The sequence below is a fragment of the Kitasatospora gansuensis genome (genome assembly GCF_014203705.1).
In the GTDB taxonomy this organism is placed as follows: Bacteria; Actinomycetota; Actinomycetes; order Streptomycetales; family Streptomycetaceae; genus Kitasatospora; species Kitasatospora gansuensis.
This window is the reverse complement of the sequence record NZ_JACHJR010000001.1, coordinates 6,627,930-6,649,437: the sequence shown is the minus strand read 5'-3', so window position 1 is coordinate 6,649,437 and position 21,508 is coordinate 6,627,930. Positions and strand designations below refer to the sequence as shown.

The 21,508-nt window shown below is 72.2% G+C and carries 18 protein-coding genes; 6 read left to right on the top strand and 12 right to left on the bottom strand.

Annotated elements, in window-relative coordinates; genetic code table 11:
- Window positions 1-60: 60 nt before the first annotated feature.
- The 7 genes from F4556_RS30005 to F4556_RS29975 are packed head-to-tail and all read right to left on the bottom strand — an operon-like array spanning window position 61 to window position 7,260.
- On the bottom strand, window positions 61-819 hold the full coding sequence (locus tag F4556_RS30005) for an NAD-dependent epimerase/dehydratase family protein (protein ID WP_184921607.1): 759 nt from the start codon (window positions 817-819) through the stop codon (window positions 61-63).
- 5 nt (window positions 820-824) lie between these two features.
- Complete coding sequence (locus F4556_RS30000) at window positions 825-1,970, bottom strand: hypothetical protein (protein ID WP_184921605.1); 1,146 nt, start codon at window positions 1,968-1,970, stop codon at window positions 825-827.
- Window positions 1,964-3,220 carry a glucarate dehydratase family protein gene (locus tag F4556_RS29995; protein WP_184925409.1) on the bottom strand — a complete coding sequence of 419 codons (1,257 nt, stop codon included), beginning with the start codon at window positions 3,218-3,220 and terminating at the stop codon, window positions 1,964-1,966. Before F4556_RS29995 ends, F4556_RS30000 begins: the two co-directional genes overlap by 7 nt.
- Window positions 3,220-4,143, bottom strand: a complete 924-nt coding sequence (locus tag F4556_RS29990; protein ID WP_184921604.1) for a 5-dehydro-4-deoxyglucarate dehydratase — start codon at window positions 4,141-4,143, stop codon at window positions 3,220-3,222. The genes F4556_RS29995 and F4556_RS29990 overlap by 1 nt, the downstream gene beginning before the upstream one ends.
- 38 nt (window positions 4,144-4,181) lie before the next feature.
- Window positions 4,182-5,036, bottom strand: coding sequence for a carbohydrate ABC transporter permease (locus F4556_RS29985; RefSeq protein ID WP_184921602.1), 855 nt, complete (start codon window positions 5,034-5,036; stop codon window positions 4,182-4,184).
- Window positions 5,033-5,932 (bottom strand): carbohydrate ABC transporter permease, encoded by a 900-nt coding sequence (locus F4556_RS29980; RefSeq protein WP_184921599.1) that lies wholly within the window; start codon window positions 5,930-5,932, stop codon window positions 5,033-5,035. Before F4556_RS29980 ends, F4556_RS29985 begins: the two co-directional genes overlap by 4 nt.
- Window positions 5,932-7,260 (bottom strand): sugar ABC transporter substrate-binding protein, encoded by a 1,329-nt coding sequence (locus F4556_RS29975; protein ID WP_184921597.1) that lies wholly within the window; start codon window positions 7,258-7,260, stop codon window positions 5,932-5,934. Before F4556_RS29975 ends, F4556_RS29980 begins: the two co-directional genes overlap by 1 nt.
- 117 nt (window positions 7,261-7,377) lie before the next feature.
- Between F4556_RS29975 and F4556_RS29970 the strand changes: the two genes are divergently transcribed.
- The gene (locus F4556_RS29970) at window positions 7,378-8,157 is read left to right on the top strand and encodes an IclR family transcriptional regulator (RefSeq protein ID WP_221503729.1); all 780 of its coding nucleotides are present in this window, start codon (window positions 7,378-7,380) and stop codon (window positions 8,155-8,157) included.
- Between the two features lie 27 nt (window positions 8,158-8,184).
- On the opposite strand, the gene F4556_RS29965 is transcribed toward F4556_RS29970, so the two are convergent.
- On the bottom strand, window positions 8,185-11,550 hold the full coding sequence (locus F4556_RS29965; protein WP_221503728.1) for a cellulose binding domain-containing protein: 3,366 nt from the start codon (window positions 11,548-11,550) through the stop codon (window positions 8,185-8,187).
- 166 nt (window positions 11,551-11,716) lie between these two features.
- Between F4556_RS29965 and F4556_RS29960 the strand changes: the two genes are divergently transcribed.
- The 3 genes from F4556_RS29960 (at window position 11,717) to F4556_RS29950 (ending at window position 13,541) form a co-directional block, all read left to right on the top strand.
- Window positions 11,717-12,046 carry a hypothetical protein gene (locus tag F4556_RS29960; protein WP_184921593.1) on the top strand — a complete coding sequence of 110 codons (330 nt, stop codon included), beginning with the start codon at window positions 11,717-11,719 and terminating at the stop codon, window positions 12,044-12,046.
- A gap of 98 nt (window positions 12,047-12,144) precedes the next feature.
- Window positions 12,145-12,645 (top strand): methylated-DNA--[protein]-cysteine S-methyltransferase, encoded by a 501-nt coding sequence (locus F4556_RS29955; RefSeq protein WP_184925403.1) that lies wholly within the window; start codon window positions 12,145-12,147, stop codon window positions 12,643-12,645.
- Window positions 12,646-12,743: 98 nt separating this feature from the next.
- A complete protein-coding gene (locus tag F4556_RS29950; RefSeq protein WP_184921591.1) occupies window positions 12,744-13,541 on the top strand; it encodes a DUF4389 domain-containing protein in 798 nt (265 codons plus the stop codon).
- A gap of 7 nt (window positions 13,542-13,548) precedes the next feature.
- On the opposite strand, the gene F4556_RS29945 is transcribed toward F4556_RS29950, so the two are convergent.
- The gene (locus F4556_RS29945) at window positions 13,549-14,796 is read right to left on the bottom strand and encodes an amidohydrolase (RefSeq protein WP_184921589.1); all 1,248 of its coding nucleotides are present in this window, start codon (window positions 14,794-14,796) and stop codon (window positions 13,549-13,551) included.
- A 178-nt stretch (window positions 14,797-14,974) separates the two neighbouring features.
- Between F4556_RS29945 and F4556_RS29940 the strand changes: the two genes are divergently transcribed.
- Window positions 14,975-15,961, top strand: coding sequence for an aldo/keto reductase (locus tag F4556_RS29940; protein WP_184921587.1), 987 nt, complete (start codon window positions 14,975-14,977; stop codon window positions 15,959-15,961).
- A 4-nt stretch (window positions 15,962-15,965) separates the two neighbouring features.
- Here the strand turns inward: F4556_RS29940 and F4556_RS29935 are convergent, their stop codons facing one another.
- Complete coding sequence (locus F4556_RS29935; RefSeq protein ID WP_184921585.1) at window positions 15,966-16,595, bottom strand: MBL fold metallo-hydrolase; 630 nt, start codon at window positions 16,593-16,595, stop codon at window positions 15,966-15,968.
- Window positions 16,596-16,705: 110 nt separating this feature from the next.
- Between F4556_RS29935 and F4556_RS29930 the strand changes: the two genes are divergently transcribed.
- The gene (locus tag F4556_RS29930) at window positions 16,706-18,367 is read left to right on the top strand and encodes a hypothetical protein (RefSeq protein WP_184921583.1); all 1,662 of its coding nucleotides are present in this window, start codon (window positions 16,706-16,708) and stop codon (window positions 18,365-18,367) included.
- A gap of 2 nt (window positions 18,368-18,369) precedes the next feature.
- On the opposite strand, the gene F4556_RS29925 is transcribed toward F4556_RS29930, so the two are convergent.
- Together F4556_RS29925 and F4556_RS29920 are read right to left on the bottom strand one after the other, a co-directional pair.
- On the bottom strand, window positions 18,370-20,406 hold the full coding sequence (locus tag F4556_RS29925) for an ATP-binding protein (protein WP_184921581.1): 2,037 nt from the start codon (window positions 20,404-20,406) through the stop codon (window positions 18,370-18,372).
- A gap of 78 nt (window positions 20,407-20,484) precedes the next feature.
- Window positions 20,485-21,477 carry an adenosine deaminase gene (locus tag F4556_RS29920; RefSeq protein WP_184921579.1) on the bottom strand — a complete coding sequence of 331 codons (993 nt, stop codon included), beginning with the start codon at window positions 21,475-21,477 and terminating at the stop codon, window positions 20,485-20,487.
- Window positions 21,478-21,508 lie beyond the last annotated feature (31 nt).

The following is a 21,508-nucleotide window of genomic DNA, read 5'->3' as shown; positions in this document are numbered from 1 at the left end:
TCCTGATCATTCGATGCAGGACTAGGAAGTTACCGCACGCCAGACCGGGCGGCCGTCGGATCAGAGCGTGGTGAACCACCCCCCGAGCAGCCGGGCGTCGGGGCTGTCGGGGTCGAGCGGCGGCAGCCGGTCCGCGTACGCCTCGGCGTCGTCCTGCGGTTGGTAGCCGAGTTTCCGGGCGCCGGAGAGGTCCCACCAGGCGCGGGTGTTGGCGCTGATGCCGTTGACGACGGTGTGGCCGACCTCGGGGGCGGTGAGGGCGGCGTGGATCAGGCGGGCGCAGTCGCCGGGGCTGAGCCAGGTGGCGAGCGCGCGGGCCGAACGGGGCTCGGGGAAGCAGGAGCCGATCCGGATCGACACCGTCTGCACGCCGTACTTGTCGGCATACAGCGAGGCCAGGCCCTCGCCGAAGACCTTGGACAGGCCGTAGTAGGTATCAGGCCGGCTGGGGATGTCGGTGCCGATCGGCTCGGGCGAGTCGAGCGGGGTGTAGCCCACCGCGTGGTTGCTGCTCGCGTAGACCACCCGGCCCACGCCCTCGGCCCGGACGGCCTCGTAGAGTTCGTAGCTGCCCTGGATGTTGGCGCCGAGGATGTTGGCGAAGCTGTCCTCCACGGAGATCCCGCCCAGGTGGACCACCGCGTCCACGCCGCGCACGGCCGCCCGCACCGCCGCGCTGTCCCGCAGGTCGAACACCAGCGAATCCGTGTCCGGAATCGGCCGCAGATCGGCGAGCCGCAGGGTGTGCCCGTGGCCGGGCAGCAGTTCGCGCAGCATGGTGCCGATGCCACCGGCGGCTCCGGTGATCAGGACGTGCATGAAGGTCAACTCCTCTGAGGGGCCGGCTGGTCACGGAAGGCCGCGGCCAGCTCGGCGAGCAGCGGCTGCTGCCGGGCGGGCAGCAGGCCGAGGTGGTACAGGCTGAGCCGTTCGGCACCCGCCGCGCGCAGCCGCCGGACGTGGTCCGGCAGCCCGGCCGGGTCGGCCGGCGGCAGGGCGGTCACGTACGCGTCCACCGGGCGCCCGAACTCCGCCGCGCTGCGGACCAGTTCGGCACTGGCCGTCGTGGTCGGCCAGCACGGCACCAACAGGGCATCCACCTCGGCGGCTGCGGCGGGCGTCAGACCGGGCGACGGCCCGGCGGCCCAGGGGTCGGGGTGGGCGTGCAGGGTGACCGGCACGCCGGGCAGCAACTCCCGTACTGCTATCACAACTTGACGGCGCAGCAGGTCGGTCGCGGCCTGCCGGGCCGCGAGCAGGGTGGCGGCGAGCGGCTCGGGCAGCCACTCGTCCCGCTCCACCGCCGCCCGCAGCCGCCCGGTCACCTCCTCGACGCCGAGACCGCCCCAGCCCGCTCGGCAGCCGTCACAGCAGCAGACCGAGAGCGCCCGCAGCTCGGTCGGCGAGTAGGCGCCGTCGGTCTTCTCGTGGCAGCCGAAGTGGCTCGCGCCCAGCTGGCCCGCCGACTCCAGCGAGACCCCGCGCAGCGCCCCGGCCGGCAGCTCGCGCAGTGCCTCGACGGCGAGCGTGGCGCAGTGCTCCCGCACCTCGGGCCGGCTCGGGCAGAGCGCGTACGGGTAGCGCTCGCCATAGCAGTTGATGACCGTCAACTCCGGTGCCAGCAACCCGATTCGGCTGTTGTGGGCGAGTACAACCCAGGCGTTGACCGGAATGCCGGCCGCCGCCAGCAGGGCGATCGCCGAGCCTGCCGGATCGGGCTCGGCCAGCCAGTCCGGGGCGAGCGGCGCCAGCCGCCGCCCGGCCCAGACCTCCGGCCGGACCGGGCGGTAGAGCGCGGCGTACCTGGCGTCCACCAGCCGTCGGTGCGGGTGCTGCGGGGTGGCGGCCCGGGTGGAGTGGTAGCTCACCGCGAGCGTCACCGCGTCCAGCCCGGCGGAGGTCACCCGGTCGGCGAAGGCCGGGTCGCCGAGCACGTCCCACGGGAAGGCGTGGGCCGAGACGGTCACCATCGCGGCCGCCGCTTCTCGAAGGTCGGGTCGATGCTGCGCAGGTACGCGGTGTCGTCGCGCTCCCGGATGCCGCAGCGCAGGTAGTTCTCGTGCAGCCGGGCCAGCGCGTCGGGGTCGAGCCGGACGCCCAGGCCGGGGGCGTCCGGCACCCGGACGGCGCCGTCGACGATCCGCAGTGGTTCGGCTAGCACGTCCTCGCCGTACTGCCAGGGGGCGTGGGTGTCGGCGGCGTAGCTGAGTTCGGGCAGTGCGGCACCGAGGTGGGTCATCGCGGCCAGGCTGATGCCCAGGTGGCTGTTGGAGTGCATCGAGACCCCGACGCCCCAGGCGCGGCAGGTGGCGGCGAGTTCGGCGGAACGGCGCAGCCCGCCCCAGTAGTGGTGGTCCGCGAGCACCACGCCCACCGCGCGCTGCCCGAAGCCCTCGGGCAGGTCGTCGGGGCTGACCACGCACATGTTGGTGGCCAACGGCATCGTCGCGCCCCGGGCCACCTCGGCCATGCCGGGGATGCCGGGGGTGGGGTCCTCCAGGTACTCGAGGAGACCGTCGGTCTCGGCCGCGACCCGGAGCGAAGTCTCCACCGTCCAGGCCGCGTTGGGGTCGATCCGGAGCGGATGGGCGGGGAAGGCCGCGCGCAGCGCGTGGATCGCCTCGACCTCCTGCTCCGGCGGCAGCACCCCGCCCTTGAGTTTGATCGAGCCAAAGCCGTAACGCTCGACCAGCAGCCTGGCCTGGGCCACGATCCCGTCCGGGTCCAGCGCCGGGCCGTACTCGTCCTCGGCCGCGCCGGGGTGGCCCGCCCACTTGTAGAACAGATAGGCGGAGTACGGGACTTCGTCCCGAACCCGGCCGCCGAGCAGGTCCACCACCGGACGGCCGACCAGCTGCCCCTGCAGGTCCAGACAGGCCACCTCGAACGGGCTGAGCACCCGCAGCGCGGTCTTCTGCGGGGTCGAGCCACCGGTCAGGCCGTGCCGGTCGGGGGTGTCCGCGTCGCCGAGCACGGCCCGGATCCGGCGCAGCAGCCCGTTGGTGTCGAACGGGTCGAGCCCGGTCAGTGCCGGCGCGACCGCGCGCAGCAACGCCAGGTGCGGGGCGTCCCCGTACGTCTCCCCCAGGCCCACCAGGCCGTCGCCGCAGCGCAGTTCGACCACCGCCCGGAGTGCCCAGGGCTCGTGCACCCCGGCCGAGTTGAGCAGCGGCGGGTCGGCGAAGGCGATCGGCGTGATCACCACGTCCTGAATGCGCATCACTCCACCACCGTAGCCAGCGCGGCCCGGCCGCGTGTCAGAATGCGGCCGAGCTCGCGGACGTGTTCCGGCGAGGCGTCCACCAGCGGCGGCCGGACACCGCCCACCGCGAGCCCGGCCAGCCGGGCCCCGGCCTTGACCAGCGCGACGGCGTACCCGGGGACCCGGTCGCGCAGCGCGACCAGCGGCAGGTAGAACTCGGCCAGCAGCAGCCGGACGGTGTCGTGGTCGCCCCGTTCGACCGCCCGGTGGAAGGCGGTGGCCAGGTCGGGCGCGAAGCAGAGTACGGCTGAGGAGTAGCACTCCACGCCGATCGCCCGGTAGGCCTGGACGGAGAGTTCGGCGGTGGGCAGCCCGTTCAGGAAGCCGAACCCGGCGGCCCTCGGGTGGCCGCTGGTGCGGACGGCGGTGACCAGCCGGAGCATCGCGTCCACGTCGCCCCGGCCGTCCTTGATGCCGGTCACGGTCGGCACGTCGAGCAGGGCCAGCGCGGCGGCCTCGTCCAGCACGGCGTTGGCGCGCTGGTAGACCACCACCGGCAGCGGGGTCGCCGAGGCGACGTAGCGGACGTGCTCGACCAGCCCGCCGGGCGTGGAGGTGACCAGGTAGGGCGGCAGCAGGAGCAGGCCGTCCGCGCCGCACTCGGCGGCGGCGACGGCGAAGTCTCGGGCCATCCGGGGGCCACCGCCGCAGCCCGCCACCACCGGCAGCCGGCCGTCGGCGCCCCGGACCGCGGTGGCCACCAGGTCGCGGTACTCGTCCAGCGCCAGGGCGGTGAACTCGCCGGTGCCGCAGGCCACGAAGAGCGCGGCGGGCCCGGCGGCGATCTGCTGCTCCAGGTGCTCGGCGAAGACGGCCAGGTCCACCTTGTCGTCGTCGGTGAACGGGGTCAGGGGGAACGACAGAAGGCCGTGCAGGCGCATTGAATCTCCTGAGGAAAACAGTGAGTTGAGAGGGCCGGTCAGCCCTTGACCGCGCCGGAGGTGAGCCCGCGCATGAACTGCCGCTGCATGGCCAGGAAGGCCAGCACGCTGGGCAGCAGGGCGAGCAGCGCGGAGGCCAGCAGGACGCCGACCCCGACCTGTTCGTCGGCGCGCAGGGTGCGCAGGGCGAGCGGCAGGGTGAACTGCTTCGCGTCGGTGGCGACCAACAGCGGCAGCATGTACTGGTCCCAGATCATGGTGAAGCCGAAGATGCCGATCACGCCGAGCGCGGGCTTGCACAGCGGCAGCACCACCGACCAGAAGATCCGCAGGTCACCTGCGCCGTCCAGCCGGGCGGCCTCCTCCAGTTCGAGCGGGATCTCCTTCATGAACTCGGCGGTCACCAGGATCGAGAAGGCCCAGGCGCCGACCGGCACGATCATGCCCCAGAGGCTGCCGATCAGCGAGAGGTCGGAGAGCACCAGTGAGAGCGGGATGGCCAGCACCTCCTCCGGCAGCATCATGGTGGACAGGATCAGCAGCAGCACCAGCCGCATCCCCGGGAAGCGCTTGCGAGCGAGCGCGTAGCCGGCCGAGATGCTCACCCCGACCTGGAGCAGCAGCCCACCGCCCACCACCAGGAAGGAGTTGAGCAGGTAGCGCAGCACGTCGCGGTCGAAGGCGGCCCGGAAGTTGGCCAGGGTGAAGTCGGTCGGCAGCAGGGTGAGCCGGGTCGGATCGCTGACCGGGCTGAACGCGCTGACCAGCAGGGCGAGCAGCGGACCGGCGAAGACCAGCACCAGCAGCCCGTGCAGCACCACCTTGCCGATCAGGGCGAGCGGTCCGGTCCGGGCGTCCAGGCCGAGTGCGGAGTCGAGTTGACGGTTCTTCATGTCACGGCCTTTCCGGTTCTGCCGCGGCGGCTGAGTCCGACCAGCAGGGTGAGCAGCACCGAGACCCCGAGCAGCACCATCGAACCGGCCGCCGCCACGCCCAACTCCCCACGCTCCAGGCCGAGTCGGTAGATCAGCGTCATCAGTACCTCGGTCGAGCCGTTCGGCCCGCCGTTGGTGAGCAGGAAGATCTCGGTGAAGACCCGCAGGCTGCGGATGGCGGCCAGGGTGAGCAGGATGACGAAGGCGGGCCGCAGGGCGGGCAGCGTGACGTGCCAGACCCGCCGCCACACCCCCGCGCCGTCGGCGGCCGCCGCCTCGTAGAGCGTGCGGTCCACGCCGGCCAGCGCGGCCAGGAAGATCATCATGTCGTACGGCGCACCGCGCCAGACGCCGACCGTCATGACCGACCAGAGCGCGCTGTCCGGGCTGTTGAGGAACTGCGAGGGCCCGACCCCGACCCAGGCCAGCAGGGAGTTCGCGATGCCGTCGGCGGCCGGGTAGTAGAGGATCCGCCAGACCTCGGCGACCACCGCCATCGCGGTGACGGTCGGCAGGAAGACCGCGGTGCGGACGATCCACAGCCGCCGCGCGGTGCCCTCCAGGACCAGCGCGAGCGCCAGTCCCAGCAGCACCGAGCCGCCGGTCTGACCGACCGCCAGCACCAGGGTGTGCCCGATCGCGCTCAGGAACGCCTCGTCGGTGACCACCTGTTGGTAGTTGGCCCCGCCGACCCAGCGGTCGCCCAGGTACGGCCGGACCTCGTGGAAGCTCATCTCGACCGCGCGCCACATCGGCAGGAACTTGAACAGCGCGAAGAGCACCAGCGCCGGGGCCAGGAACAGCCAAGGGGTGAGCCGGCCCCGGGCCCAACCGGCGGAGGGCCTAAGCCACATCAGGATCCGACCCCCTGCTTCGTCAGCTCGGCCGCGAAGGTCCCCGCCAGCTTGCCGAGCACCGCCTTGGGGTCGGAGCCGCAGTCGGCCACCATCCCGTTCAACGCCTCGGCGGAGGCCTGCCGGAACGGGGTCCACTCCTTCACCACCGGCACGTACCGGCCCGCCTCGCGGTAGACCTTGTCGAAGACCAGCCAGCGCTGGTCCTTGCGGACGGCCGCCAGGTCCATGCCCTTGTTGACGGGCAGTCGGACCACGTTGCCGTCGGTGTCGCCCGCCATCCCGATCGTCTGCCCCTCGGGCGAGACCAGGAACTCGGCGTACCTCTGCTGCCCGGTGCGGTTCTTCGAACCGGCCATCAGGTACGCGTTCTCCCCCTCGGCCAGCGAGACGCTCCGGCCGCCCGGGCCGGCGGGCAGCGCGATCACCTCGTACCTGTCCTTGCCGAGGCTCTTGTCGAACCGGGCCATGTTGTACGGGCCGGTGAAGTAGATGCCGCCCTTGCCGGTCTCGAACAGCGGGTGGGCCTGGGTGGTCTCGGCGGTCGCCGCGCCCGGCACCACGGTCTTCGCGGTGCAGAACTGGTCCTTGAGCCGCTGGGCCGCCGCGACCGACGAGCCGTCACCGATCGCGGGCGTCTTCCCGTCCTTGGCGAAGTAGTCGCCGCCCGCCGACCACAGGAAGCTGGAGAAGTACCAGTCCAGGTAGCCGCGCTTGGTGGAGCCGGGGACCACGTAGCCGTAGGTGTCGGCCTTGCCGTTGCCGTCCGGGTCCCGCGTGGTGAACGCGGTTGCCAGCGCGTCGAGTTCGTCCCAGCTGGTGGGCTGGGCCAGGCCGAGCTTCTCCCGCCAGTCCTTGCGGACGAACAGCCCGAAGGTCTGGGCGGAGAACGGGACGCCGTAGTACTTGCCGTCGGCGCCCTTGGCCGCGTCCCAGGACGCGGGTATCAGCTGGTCGCCGCCCTTGGTGCCGGGCCGGTCGACCTCGCGGACCAGGCCCTGCTTGACCAGGGTGCCGAGCTGGGCGGTGTCGTTGACGATCAGGTCCGGCAGCTTCTTCTGGGCCGCGGCCTGCTGCAGCTTCGTCTCGAAGTCGTCGAACAGCGCGGTGACATGAGCTGGCACGCCGGTCAACTCGGTGAACTTGGCGGCCAGTTGCTGGTGGGTCTTCTCGGTGTTGGAGCCCGGGGGCTTGCGCACCCAGATCTCCAGCGGGGCCTTGTCGTCGGCGGCGCCCTGGCTGTCGCCGGAGCCGCACGCGGTCAGGGTGGTCAGGGCCACGACGGCCGCCAGCGCGGCCGAGAGGATGGATGCGGATCTGCGGAGCATCGAAGTCCTGTCTACGTATCTGGACAGAATCTGAGAATGTGGCAGCACTGCAAGGGAAAGTTAGCGTCCGTTACTATGACGGTCAACACTCCTGCAGCACCTATCTGGATGGTGGACATGCCCTCTGCCCAGCCGGACGCCTCGACGGTCAAGTCGGCCGAGCGCACCGTGCGCATCCTGGAGGCCCTGGCCGCCTCCCCCGGCCGACTGACCGTCAGCGAGCTGCAGGAACGGCTCGGTTACCCCCGCAGCAGCCTGCACGCCCTGATCCGGACCCTGCGCGAGCTCAAGTGGGTGGAGGCCGACGACAGCGGCTCCGCCTTCGGCGTCGGGCCGCACGCACTGCTCTCCGGCACCGCCTACCTGGACCGCGACCCGGCCCTGCCGTACGCCAACGAGGCCCTCGAGGACCTCCGGGCCGAGACCGGCTACACCGTGCACTTCGCCCGCCGGGACGACGCGTACGTGCTCTACCTGGCCAGCCGGGAGGCCCGCGACACCGTCCGGGTGGTCTCCCGGGTCGGCCGGCGCCTGCCGGCCCATCTCACCGCCCTGGGGCAGGCGTTGCTCGCCGAGCTGACCACCGCCGAGGTGGACGCGATACTGCCGGCCGAGCTCCCCGCGCTCACCCCGCACACCGTCACCGACCGCGCAGAACTGCACGCCGAACTGGCCCGCACCCGGGACCGCGGCTGGGCGCTGGAGCGCGAACAGGGCACGGCGGGCGTCAGCTGCGTCTCCGCCCCCGTGCACTACCGGATCCCCGCCACCGACGCGATCAGCTGCTCGATGCCGGTCGCCGCGGCCACCGAGCAGGAGGTGGCCCGCGTCGCGAGGGCGGTGGTGTCGCACACCACCGCCCTCGCCGGCACGCTCCGCCGACACGGCATCAGATAGCGCCTGCCGTCCGTCGTCCCCGTCGCGCTACGGCGTGACGGGGACGTTGGTCAGTCCGCTCACCGCCCTGGTCACGGTGTTGGAGGCGTACACCACGTTGGGCCGGGCCGAGCAGCTCGACGGCGAGGTGATCTTGACGGCGTAGGCGCCCACCCCGCCCAGGTCCGAGGTGTTGTTCCGCCACACGTTGCCGCAGCCGTTCGGGAAGGACGGCGTGCTGCCCGGGTTGTGCGTCTCGTACCCGTTGGCGAACGTGCCCGGTGCGGCGAAGCTGCCGGCGTTGCCCTCGATCAGGTAGTCGATGCCCTTGACGTCGATCCAGGAGTCGGCCGAGTTCTCACCGCTGATCCCGCGCCCGTCGAAGGTGTTGCCCCGGATGATCCCGGCGTACGTGCCCTCCTTGACGTCGATCGGCTCGGCCGCGATGTACGGGCCGATCCGGTTGTTCTCCACCAGCACCCGGTCCGAACGGTCCGCCCCGCCGGTGTTGCCGTGGCAGCCCCAGTTCGAACCGGCCGAACCGAGGTAGACCCCTTCCCCGTACCCGGGCTGGACCAGCCCGGTGTACTCGATCACCGAGTTCCGGATCACCCCGTCGGCCGAGGACCGGCGGAAGTGCACCCCTTCCTCCTCGACGTGGTGGACGTACACCCCGTCCACCGTGACGTGGTGCGAACTGTCCAGCACCACACCCTTCTTGGAGTCCTTCACGGTGAAGCCGGCCAGGTTCCAGTACGGCGCCCCGGCCAGCCAGAGCCCGTACCCCGGGTCCCAGCCGGCCGTCGGCTCCGGACAGGCGGGCGCGTCACCCGACGGCCCGTCGTTGACCAGCACGGCGGTACGCGGGCCGGTCAACGTGATCCGCTGCGCCGCCGTACCGGGCCGGGTGGTGGCGAACGCACCGTGGTACTCCCCGGGCGCGAGCCGGATGGTCTGGCCGGGCACGGCCGCCGCCAGCGCACCGCTCAGCTGGGCGGCGGTCGACACGTCCACCACCGGGCCGGGCGGGGTGGTGGGGGTCGGGGTCGGGCTCGGCGTCACGGTTGGAGTCGCAGTCGGGCCCGGGGTGGTCGAACCCCCGCCACAGGGAGCCCCGTTGACGGTGCAGCTCAGCGGCAGGCCGAGACCGGCGGCGTTGAAACCGAAGCTCTCCTCCTGACCGGGGGCGATGGCGCCGTTGTAGCTCACGTTGCCGAACTTGTAGTGCTGACCGCTCTGCGTCCTGACCGAGGACCAGCTGCTGGCGACCGTGGTCCCGGCCGGCAGGTCGAACTCAACCGTCCAACTCACGCTCTTGGTGGCGCAGTTGTTCTTGACGAAGACGTCCATGCCGTACCCGTTGCTCCAGCTCGACCCCTTGACGGTCCGTGCGCTCAGGCAACCGGCTGCGGTCGGCGAAGAGCTGGGACTCGGCGACGGCGAGGGCGACGGCGATGCGGAGGACGAAGGCGAAGGAGTGCCCCCGCCCACCGACTTGAGGAAGAGCGAGGCCCCACCGTCGGTCCGGGTCGCGTCCACCCCGTGCCCGCCGCTGTAGTCCAGCTGCTCCCGCCCCGCCCAGTCCGGGATCGGGACTCCCCCGGCGTCCAGGTGCTGCCACGCCGTGCCGCTCCAGCCGAACTGGTAGATCCGCTGTTGGTCGGCGTAGTACGGGGTGTACGCCGCACCGGCGGCCACCTGCTTGGTCATGGTGTTGTGGAAGAACACGTTGCGCGGCCCGCTCGAACCGGACCACTTCACCGCCTTCTTCCCGGCGCCCCACCAGACCGGGAACCAGGTGGAGGCGTCCGTCCCACCCCCGCCCTCCTCGCCGCAGTTGGAGCGGCAGTTGGCGGAGCGGTGCTCGTACGGCACGGTCACCGTGTTGAGCTCGATCAGGTTGTTCCGCTCCCATCCCCCGTGCAGGTTGATGTCGGAGTCGAAGTCGTTGCCGATCACCACGTTGCCCGAGGCGGACCACTGGAAGGTGAAGTGCCGCAGGTTCCGCGAGGTGTTCCCGGCGTACAGCGAGTCCCAGACCCGGGAGCCGCGGAAGTACCCGTTGCCGCCCTTGCCCTTGTTCCAGGAGCCGTCCAGCTGGTTGTTCACGATCTGGAGGTGGTACGCCTCCTCGGTGACGATCGGGTGCGACCCGGTCATCTCGGTCCGGATGCCCCGGACCCAGGAGTTGGCGGCCCACTTGAAGACGATGCCGTGAATCTCGTCGGCAGGCGACATGTTGCCGTAGTTGTGCACGGCGTCGGCCTGGCTGAGGTTCGGCATGTCCTGGGTGAGCGCGAAGTTCTCGAAGCCGACCCCGAGCACCGGGTCCACGATCGGTGCGGCCTTGGAGTCGTAGACCGCGCCGTCGATCGCGGCCGAGCCGTCCGAGGTCGAGGTGACCGGGACGTCGTACTCCAGCGGCTTGTCCAGCGTGAGGGTCCGGTTGGCGGTGTCGACGGCGGTGACGGTGAAGATCTGCTGCCGCATGTGGATGTTCTGCAGCGTGCCGTCGGCCGGCTGGATGTCCTGCTGGGCGTAGAACTTCAGCGAGTTGGCGGCCCGGATGTTGACCAGCCCGCCGACCCGGAAGTCGGTGAGCGCGCCGCTGCTCGCCAGCGGCACCACGGTGTCCCCGGTCCTGGCCGCGAACCCGGCGCCGCCGGTCTTCTCACGGAGCTTCAGGCCCGCCTTCCAGTGCACGTTGACCGTGCCCTCGAACAGGTCCTTCCGGTTGGCCGGCGCCGCCGCGTACTCACTGGCGTAGGCGCTGTGCACGCCGCGCGACTGCACCCGGAACAGCCCGCGGCCGGGCCAGATCCAGCCGCCCTTGGCCGAGCCCGAGGTCATGCCGTCCTCGTCCCAGTCCGATCCGTCCGGCGTCAGCGCGTCGTACCGGGTGTCGGCGTCCGGCCGGAACACGATCCGGCTGCCACCGGCGCCGCTGCCCGCCCCACGGATCGTCAAGTAGTCGGCATCGACGCCGAGTTGCCGGGAGACCTGGAGCACTCCGGCCGGCAGGGTGATCAGCGACAGCTTGCCGTAGCCCGCACTCGGCGAGCAGGTGGTCCTGATCTGGTCGATCGCGGACTGCAGCCCCGCCGAGTCGTCCACCCCGTCGTCGGGGCGCACCCCGAACTGGGCGGCCAGCTCGGCCGGGGTGATCTGGCAGGCCGCGTCCGGGTTGGTGTCGGCGGCGCCGGGCAGGTCCGCGCCGCCCCGGTAGCCCGCCTTGGACCAGTCGTACAGACCGGCGACGGGCGCCCTGCGGTTGGCCTTCGACAGGTCCAGCGAGCCGACGGCCTGTTCCTGAACTCCGTTGGGTGCCACGCCGTTTGCCTCGACGGCTAGCCCGCCGGCAGCCAGCAGCACCGTCGCCGCGCAGGCGAGCGCGACGAGTTTTCGTGTGGACAACGTACCTCCAGAGCAGTGGGGGGAGAGGCAGCCGCCCATCATGGTGCTGACACCGGTCCAGCAGGTCAATAGTTATCCTAAATTACGTATCCCTTCCACATATGTGGACAGCGCAGTAATCGGACGGGCCGTCAGATCCGACACCGCCCGGTCTACGATTCGGAGCATGCCGATTCTCGCTGACTCGCCGCTCTCGCTCTGGTCCAAGGACTCCGTGCTGTCGATCGGTTCGGTGGGCTCGGTGCTCTCGATCGGGTCGGTCGGCTCCGTCCTGTCCGTCGGTTCGGTCGGCAGTGTGCTCTCGCTCGGCTCGATCGGTTCCGCCCTCTCGGTGGTCTCCACCGCGTCCTGGCTGAGCACCGGCTCGCTGCTCTCCGCGCAGTCCCGCTGGTCGGTGCTGTCCTGGCGCTCCCACCGCGGGTTCCGCACCGCCGGGGTGATCGCGGTGGCCGCCGGCGTCGTCCTGGCCGCCGGGTCCCGGACGCCCACCCGCTGAACCGCGCGAGTGCCGTGTCCGATTTCCGCCGGTCGGGGCCCTGGCCACCCGGCAGACTGGGACAGGTACGAACCGCCCGTTCCCTGGGAGAGACCGTGATCACCGTCTACACCACCCTCGACAGCCCGCTGGGTGAGCTGCTGCTCGTCGGCGAGGAGTCCGCCACCGCGAAGGGCGGCACCGCGCTCGCCTCGGTGTCGATGACGACGGGGCAGCGGAACGCGGCCGTGGTGCAGCCCGGCTGGATCGAGAAGGCCGAGGCCTTCGCCGAGGTGGCCGAGCAGCTGCGGGCGTACTTCGCGGGCGAGTCGACCTCCTTCGACCTGGAGTTCACCGCGCACGGCACCGAGTTCCAGCGCCGGGTGTGGGCCGCGCTGGAGCAGGTCCCGCACGGCCGCACGGTCACCTACGGCGAGCTGGCCGAGCAGGCGGGGCTGCCCCGCAAGTCGGCCCGCGCCGTCGGGACGGCCAACGGGTCGAACCCGCTGCTGGTGATCCGGCCCTGCCACCGGGTGATCGGGGCGGACGGTTCGCTCACCGGTTACGCGGGCGGGCTGGAGCGCAAGCAGCAGCTGCTGGAGCTGGAGGGTCGCGGCTGACCGCTCCCGTCCCGTTCGGTCCAGCCCGGCGGGCGGGCTCCGTCGGGCCCTGCGATCTTCGGAGCAGGGTACTGCTGACGAAGCCTCAGGGAGACACCATGTGGGACGCATCCGCCACGCTGCCGGCGCCCGGCCGTGAGTGGCTTCCGGCGCTGGACGTGCCGGAGCCGAAGCAGCAGAGCAGGCTCACCGTGTTCCTGCGGATGCTGCTGCTGATCCCGCAGTTCATCGTGGTCTGGCTGCTCTCGATCGTGGCGTTCTTCGTGGTGGTGATCGGCTGGTTCGGAGCGCTGATCACCGGTCGGCTGCCGGAGTTCGCGGCCCGCTACCTGACCGGGTACGTCGCGTACAGCACCCGGGTGGAGGCGTACCTGATGCTGCTGGTGGACGCGTACCCGCCGTTCCGGTTCGACGCGCCCGAGTACCCCGTCCGGATCGAGGTCCGCCCGGGTGAGCTGAACCGGCTGGCGGTCTTCTTCCGCATCATCCTGGTCATCCCGGCGGCGATCATCCAGGGCGTGCTGAGCCTCGGCTGGTGGGCGGTGTCGTTCATCAGCTGGCTGGTGGTGCTGTTCCTCGGCCGGATGCCGCGCCCGCTGTTCGAGGCGACCGCGGCCATCGTCCGCTACCGGTACCGCTACCAGGCGTACTACCTGATGCTCAGCTCCGCCTACCCCAAGGGCCTGTTCGGCGAGACCGCCGTCGACACCCCCGTCGGCGGCGGCCCGGCCTCGGCCACCCGGCCGCTGGTGCTGAGCAGCGGCGGGCGCGGCCTGCTGGTGGTGTTCATCGTGATCGGTGTCCTGTCGTACGTCGCCAGCTCGGTCACCACCACCGTCACCTCGGACGACGACGACACCGCCCGGGTCTCCCGGCCGCTCACCTCGACCTACTGACCCGCCGTCAGTCCCGGCCCAGCCAGGCCGTCGCGACGGTCACCAGCGCGGTGATCCCGGTGCTCAGCGTCGGCTCGATCACCGGCGCGAAGTGCGGCGAGTGGTTGGACGGGACGTCCTGGGCCACCCGGCCGGCCGCTTCCGCGCGGGCGTACTCGGCCGGGTCGGCGCCGCCGAACAGCCAGTAGCAGGTCGGCACCCCGGCGGCCGCGCCGAACGCGCCGACGTCCTCGCTGCCGGTCACCGGGCCCGGGTCCACCACGCTCCGCTCGCCCAGCCGGGCGACCAGGGCCGCCCGGGCCCGGTCCACCGCCGCGTGGTCGTTGACCAGCACCGGGAAGCTGTCCAGGGGCGTGAACTCGGGCTCCCGGACCGCCCCGGAGGCGGCCGCCTCGGCCCTGACGATCCGTTCGACCCCGGCCAGCACGGCCGCCCGGACCTCCGGTGTGTAGCTGCGGATGTTGACCCGCAGCTCCGCCTCGGCCGGGATGATGTTGTCCTTGGTGCCGGCGTGCAGCGAACCGACCGTGACCACGGCGGTCTCGGTCGCCGCGATCTCCCGGGACACCACGGTCTGCAGCCGCAGCACGGTGGCGGCGGCCATCACCACCGGGTCGATCGCCGACTCCGGCCGCGAGCCGTGCGCGCCCTTGCCGAACATCCTGATCCGCAGCGCGTCGGTGGCCGCGAACGCCGGGCCCGCGTGCAGCCCGACCATCCCGGCCGGGTACGGGGCGACGTGCTGCCCGAGCACCACGTCCGGGCGGCCGAACCGTTCGAACAGGCCGTCCGCCACCATCGCCAGCGCGCCCGTACCGGTCTCCTCGGCCGGCTGGAACACCGCCAGCACCGTCCCCGACCACGCCTTCCTGCCCCGGACCAGCAGCCCCAGCGCCCCGACCAGGCAGGTCACGTGCATGTCGTGGCCGCAGGCGTGCATCACCGGCACCTCCTTGCCGTCCGGATCCACGCCGACGGCCGTCGAGGCGTACGGCAGCCCGGTCTCCTCGCGCACCGGCAGCCCGTCGAAGTCGGCCCGCAGCAGCACGGTCGGCCCCTCGCCGTTCCGCAGCACCCCGACCACCCCGGTCCCGCCGACCCCGGTGGTCACCTGGTAGCCGAGCTTCTCCACCCGTCGGGCGATCTCGGCGGCGGTCCGGTGCTCGGCCCCGGAGAGCTCGGGGTTGGCGTGCAACTCACGGTAGAGGCCGGCGAGTTCCGCCAGCTCCGGTCCGTCCAGTGCCAATTCGCCCATGTTCGTGCTCCTCACAGCTCGTCGGATCCGCCGCTGCACTCCTTCCACCCGGCGCCCCACCCGTAACCGGCCGAAGGTCACGGCACCCGCCCGGACGCGCTTGACCTGGAGTGCGCTCTAACCAGCAGACTCCTCGTCACCAGCCCGGAGAGCACGGGCCGTACGAGGGAGCCCCGCCATGAAGTACCGCACGATCGGCACCGACCCGAAGACCAGCCGCACCGTCAGCGTGCTGAGCCTGGGCGCGATGCGGTTCGGCACGGACACCGACGAGGCCACCTCGTTCGCGATCCTGGACCGGTACGTCGAGGCGGGCGGCAGCTTCGTCGACACCTCCAACAACTACTCGTTCTGGGTACACGGCAGCCAGGGCGGCGAGAGCGAGGCCCTGCTCGGCCGCTGGCGGCGCAGCCGGGGCATCGGCGACGAGGTCACCATCGCCACCAAGCTCGGCGCCCGGCCGCTGGAGCCCACCAGCACCTTCACCCTGAACGTGGAGGGACTGTCCGCCAAGGTGATCCGCGAGCAGGCCGAGCGCAGCCGCGAGCGCCTGGGCATCGAGAAGCTGGACCTGCTCTACGCCCACATCGAGGACACCGCCGTGCCGCTCGAGGAGACCGTCGAGGGCTTCGCCGCCGTGGTCGGCGAGGGCACGGTCGGCCTGCTCGGGGTCAGCAACCACTGGACCTGGCGGATCGAGCGGGCCCGCAGCCTGGCGGCCCGGGCCGGACTGCCCGGGTACGAGGTGGTCCAGTCCCACCACAGCTACCTGCGCCAGCGCACCGACCGGCCGAGCCTGCGCTCCGCCGACGGCACCCAGGGCGTGGTGACCGGCGAACTGCTCAGCTATCTGCGCACCGAACCGCAGCTGGCCCTGGTCGCGTACTCACCGCTGCTGGCCGGCGCCTACGCCCGCGCCGACCGCCCGCTCACCCCCGGCTTCGACCACGCCGGCACCCCGGCCCGGCTGGCCGCCCTGCGCGAGGTCGCGGCGGAGACCGGGGCGACGCCGAACCAGGTGGTGCTGTCCTGGCTGATCGGCGGCGAGGTGCCGGTGATCCCGCTGGTCGGCGCCAGCTCAGTGGCCCAGCTGGACGAGAGCCTGGCGGCGGTCGACCTCGACCTGACGGCCGATCAGCGGGACCGTCTGGACGCGGCCGGCTGAGCGGTCAGAACGTCACGGACTCGCCGAGCGGGATCCGGGCGTACTCGGTGTCGCCCTTGAAGTCCATCCAGCCGTCGAAGTTCTCCCGGCCGAGATCGCTCAGGTAGGCGTCGTGGATCGGGAACGCCCGGACCGGCTTCACCGCCCGGACGAAGTCCAGCGCCTCGGCCAGCTTGAGCCAGGGCGCCCCGGCGGGCACCAGCAGGGTCGTCACCGACTGCTCCGGCACGAACAGCGAGTCGCCGGGGTGGTAGACGTCGCCGTCCACCACGAAGCCGACGTTCGCGCAGCCGGGCAGGCCGTCGTAGATCTCGGCGTGGGCCCCGCCCACCACGTCCACGGTGAACCCGGCCGCGGTGAACCGCTGCCCGACCTCGACCACCACCGCCGAGTCGCCCAGCTCGGGAAGCTGCTCGGCGGCGTGCCGCGGCAGGTACACCCGGAGCTCCGGGTTCTGCTCCCGGGCCGCCACCAGCTTGGCGATGTCGATGTGGTCGGGGTGCTCGTGGGTCACCAGCACGTCCGAGGCCGAATCGAGAGCTTCGGCCTCGGAGTACGTGCCCGGGTCGATCACGAGAACCCGGCCGTCGGTCTCCAGGCGCACGCAGGCGTGGCCGTACTTGATCAAGCGCATCCGGCCACTATGTCAGCCGCACCACCCGGCCCGCCGGGAGTTTCCCGGACCGGCACTACAGTGGAGGGCCCCGGTACGGGACCGGACGGGCGAGAGCTTGAGGTGAGCCGGTGCGGGTGGATGCGGTGGACCGGCGGTGGCACACCGTGGCGCCCGAGCGGATGGTGCTCGGCGTGGTGCACAACGTCACCTCGGCGACCCGGCTGCTGGACCTGCTCAGCGTGTTCCGCGGCGACGACCGGGTGGGCGTGGTCTTCACCTGCACCGGCTCCTCGGCGCTGGACCCGGGGACGCGGGAGTTCATCACCACGATGGGGATGCCGTACCTGCCGTGGGAGGAGGCGAAAGCCGCCGCGCTCGACGTCGCGATCGCCACCAACCGGGGCGGCGATCTGCACAACCTCCTTACCCCGCTTATCGGTTCACCGCACGGCGCCGGATACAATAAGACACTCAGCCGGGAGCCGGGAGCCGGGAGCCGGGAGCCGGGAGCCTTCGGGCTGACGGCTGAGTGGTTGGTGCACGAGGGGCGGGTGGTACCGGCCGCGATAGTGCTCTCCCATCACGAACAGCTGGACCGGCTGGCCGAGGGCTGCCCGGAGGCCGTACCCGTGGCCGTGGTCGCGGGCGACCCGTGTGCCGACCAGCTCGCCGCCGCCGTCCCGTTCCGGTCGGCCTACCGCCGGGCGTTCGGACTGCTGCCGGGCCAGCGGCTGGTGCTGCTCTCCTCCACCTGGGCCGAGGGCTCGCTGCTCGGCTCCCCCGGGCACCGCCAGCTCCGCCGGGCGCTCGCCGAGCTCCCCGCCGACGAGTACCGGGTGATCGCCGCCGTGCACCCCAACGCCTGGTTCAAGGAAGGCCCTTGGAACGTCCGGCGCCTGCTGGGCGATCTCACCGAGGCCGGTCTGCTGCTGCCCGCGCCCGAGACCGAGACCTGGAAGGCCGCCCTGGTCGCCGCCGACGCGGTGATCGGCGACCACGGCTCGCTCACCCTGTACGCGGCCCACCTCGGGACGCCCGTCCTGCTCGGCGCCTTCAGTGACACCAAGGTCGCCCCGGGCTCCCCGATGGCCCGGCTCGGCGCGACCACCGCCCGGCTGACCGACCACCCGCTGCCCGAACAGCTCGCCGCACTTCCCCGGCCGACCCCGCAACAGAGCGCGCAGCAGAGCGCGGTGACCTCCCACCCCGGCGAGGCGGCGGCCCTGCACCGCCGGCTGTTCTACCGCAGCCTCGACCTGCCGGAGCCCCCGTACCCGGCGCGCACCCTGCCGATCCCGCTCCCCGAGTCGATCGGCGCGGACCCCCGGCTGCCGGTACTGCCGCCGATGTACGTGACCGTCAGCCCGACCGCCCCCGACACCGTGCTGATCCGCCGTCACCCGGCCCGGTTGACGGACCGTCAGCCCACCGACTCCCATCTGGTCGCCGACCGGCACGACCCGGATCCCACCTTCCCCGGATCGGCCGAGCTGCTCCTGCTGCCCGCCGACCGCACCTTCGACACCGAGTGGGCCGACCTGGCGGGCCCGTTCCGGCTCGGCGCACCGGTGATCGCCCTGGAGCAGCCGGACCACGCCTGCCTCCTCCTGCTCCCCAACGGCCAACGCCGACAAGCCCGTTGGGAGAGCAGACCGGCCTGGGCCGACTTCACCCACGCCGCCTCGGCCCTGCACCGGCAGCTGCTGGAGCACCCAGCCGAGAGAACCCGGCTCACCCTCACAGCCGGTGCTGACATGCCGCCCGGGGTACTGCTGATCACTCCGGCCTGAGCTCAGCCCAGCCGGCCGCGGGCCTCGCCGCCGCGCGGGTCGGAGCTGCCCTCGAAGCACCGCACGGCTGCCTGCCACTGCACCCGCGCAGCGGCCCGGTCGCCCAGCTCCGCCAGCAGATCGCCCTGCCGCAGGTGGATGCCGCCCAGCTCGCGGTCCGAACCCTCACCCTTCATCAGCTCGGCGGCCTCCGCCAACGCGGCCACCGCGGCGGGAAGTTCGCGCTCCAGCCGACGGCACTCCGCGAGATGGGTCAGCGAGCGCGCCTGGTTGTAGACGTCCGGCCGGGGCAGCGCTGCGAACATCTCCCGGGCCGTCAGGAAGCAGTCCGCCGCGACGCCGTACGCGCCCGCGCCGAGCCGGGCCCGACCGAGGTGGCTGGTCAGCAGCGCCAGTCCGCGTGGATGGTCGATTCCGGCGAGCGCCGCCCGCGCCTCGGTGAACCGTTCCCCGGCCTCCGCCCACTGCGCCCGCTTGAGCGCCAGCAGGCCGAGCCCCTCCAGCGCGGAGGACTCGGTCCGCGCGTGCGCGAGCTCCCGGGCCACCGTCAACGCGGAGCCGAACTGCTCGCCCGCCCGGCCGAAGTCGTCGTGGTCCGGGTCGGTCAGCGCGCGGTCGAGATGCGCGAACCCGAGCTGGAAGTGCATCCGCGCGACGGCCAGCCGGTCACCGCTGCGGACCGCGCAGTCCAGCCCGAGCCGGTGGCTGTCGATCCAGTCCCGGTGCGCGCCGGTCCGCAGGCAGAAGCCCCAGAGCGCCTGCCCCAGCTGCCACCCGACCACGTGTCGACCCTCCAGGTGGGCCAGCCGCACGGCGCCGAACACGGCCTCCCGTTGCCCGGCCAGCTCCCGGACCGCCGCATCGGCGTCGGCGAACGCCGGCAGCACACCGAGCGGTTCGGGCTCGTACCGCCACCGGCCGGACAGTGCGGAGTCCACTCCGGCGGCGAGCAGCAGACCGCGCCGCAGCACCTCACCCACCGCCGCCGCCCGCTCCTCGGCGTGCTCGGGCAACGTCGCGCACTCGGCCGCGTACTGCCGCACCAGGTCGTGCATCCGATAGCGGCCGTCGCCGAGCGGGGTGGCCAGGCTGCTGTTCACCAGCTCCGCCACCGGCTCGGCCGCCTCGACCCGGAAGACCCCGCCGGGGTGCACGCCGAGCTGCCGGTAGTAGCGAGCCGCCGCCGGGGAGAGCCAGCGATAGGAGGCGGCGAAGACGTCCCGCACCGAGATGTCGTCCGGCATCGTGAGAGCATCCAACGGACGCTCTCCGTCCGTGAGTTGGACCATCAGCTCGGCCAGCTCGCCCGGCAGCGCGTCGGCGATCCTGGCGGCGGCGATCCGGACCGCCAGCGGCAGACCGCCGCAGGCCCGGAGCACGACGTCGGCCGCGTCCCCGGCCGCACCGCCGAGCAGTTCCCGGCTCTCCTCCACGGTGAGCGGGTCGAGGTCCACCAGGTGGGCGTCATGACTCATCATCAGCCCCGGCAGCCTGGTCCGGCTGGTGACCACCACCACCGCCTGCGCCGACCCCGGCAGCAGCGGCCTGACCTGGGCGGCGCTGACCGCGTTGTCCAACAGCAGCACCACGGGCCCGGCACCGGTGAGCGAGCGGAACCGGGCCGCCAGCTCCTCGGTGCCACTGGGCCGGTCGTCCTTGGCCACACCCAGCTCGCTGAGCAACTGCTCCAGTACGGCGGCCGGTTGACGCGGCGCCGACGGCCCCTGCGGGCTGAGGTCGGCGTACAGCTGGTGCCCGGGGAAGGCGGCGACCTGCCGCCGGATCCAGTGCAGGGCGGTCTCGGTCTTGCCGATCCCGCCGACCCCGCTGAGCACCACCACGGTCGGCCGGTCGGCCTCGCTGTCCTCGCGGTGCCACCCGTCGAGCGAGTCCAGCACCGCCGTCCGGTTGACGAAGCGCCGGACCGGCTGCGCCAGCATCCGGGCGAAGTGCTGCTGCACCGCACCGCTGTGCAGGTGCACCGTGCCGGCCATCACCACCGACTCGAACTGACCGCCACTGATGCTGTTCTCCGTCATCCCGGCCCCTCCCCTGCCGCCACGCTCTCGCGCGACCGTATCGCACAGGGGTGCTCCGTGGGCGCACCTGACGTCGGATCAGGCCGAGGCGGCCGCCCAGGCGTCCAGCTCGGCCAGGTAGCGGTCCCGGGTCTGCCGGTCCAGGAAGCTCGCCTCGAAGGAGTTCCGGGCCAGGGTGTACTGCTGCTGCGCGGTCAGGCCGAGCGCGGCCGCGGTCTCGGTGAGGTTCTGGCCGACGTAGCCGCCGAAGTAGGCCGGGTCGTCGGAGTTGACGGTGGCGACCAGCCCCGCGTCCAGCATCCGCCGCAGCGGGTGGTCGGCCAGCGTGTCGACGCAGCGCAGCCGCACGTTGGAGAACGGACAGACCGTCAGCGGGATCCGCTCCCGGACCAGCCGGGCCACCAGCTCCTCGTCCTCCAGGCAGCGCAGCCCGTGGTCGATCCGCTCCACCTTCAGCAGGTCCAGCGCCTCCCACACGTACGAGGCCGGGCCCTCCTCCCCCGCGTGGGCGACGGCCCGCAGGCCCAGCTCGCGGGCCCGCTCGTACACGGCGGTGAACTTCGACGGCGGGTTGCCGACCTCGGCTGAGTCCAGGCCGACGGCGGTGATCCGGTCCAGGTACGGCTTCGCCGACTCCAGCGTGTCGAGCGCCGACCCGGCGCTCAGGTCACGCAGGAAGCAGAGGATCAGGCCGGTGCTGATGCCGTGCGCGGCCTCGCTCCGGTCCAGCGCGGCGCCCAGGCCGTTGATCACGGTCTCGATCGGTACGCCGCGGGCGGTGTGCGCCTGCGGGTCGAAGAAGATCTCCGCGTGCCGGACGCCCTGCGCGGCGGCCCGGGTCAGGTACTCCTCGGCGAGGTCGGTGAAGTCCTGCTCGGTGCGGAGCACGTCCATCAGCCGGTAGTAGAGGTCGAGGAAGGACTGCAGGTCGTCGAACCGGTACGCCGCCCGCAGCTCGTCCACGCTCCCGAAGGGCAGCGCGACCCCGTTCCGCTCCGCCAGCCGGAAGGCCAGTTCGGGTTCGAGGGTGCCCTCGATGTGCAGGTGGAGTTCGGCCTTGGGTATGGACATCGCGCCATTCTACGTGGACGCAGCATCGCCC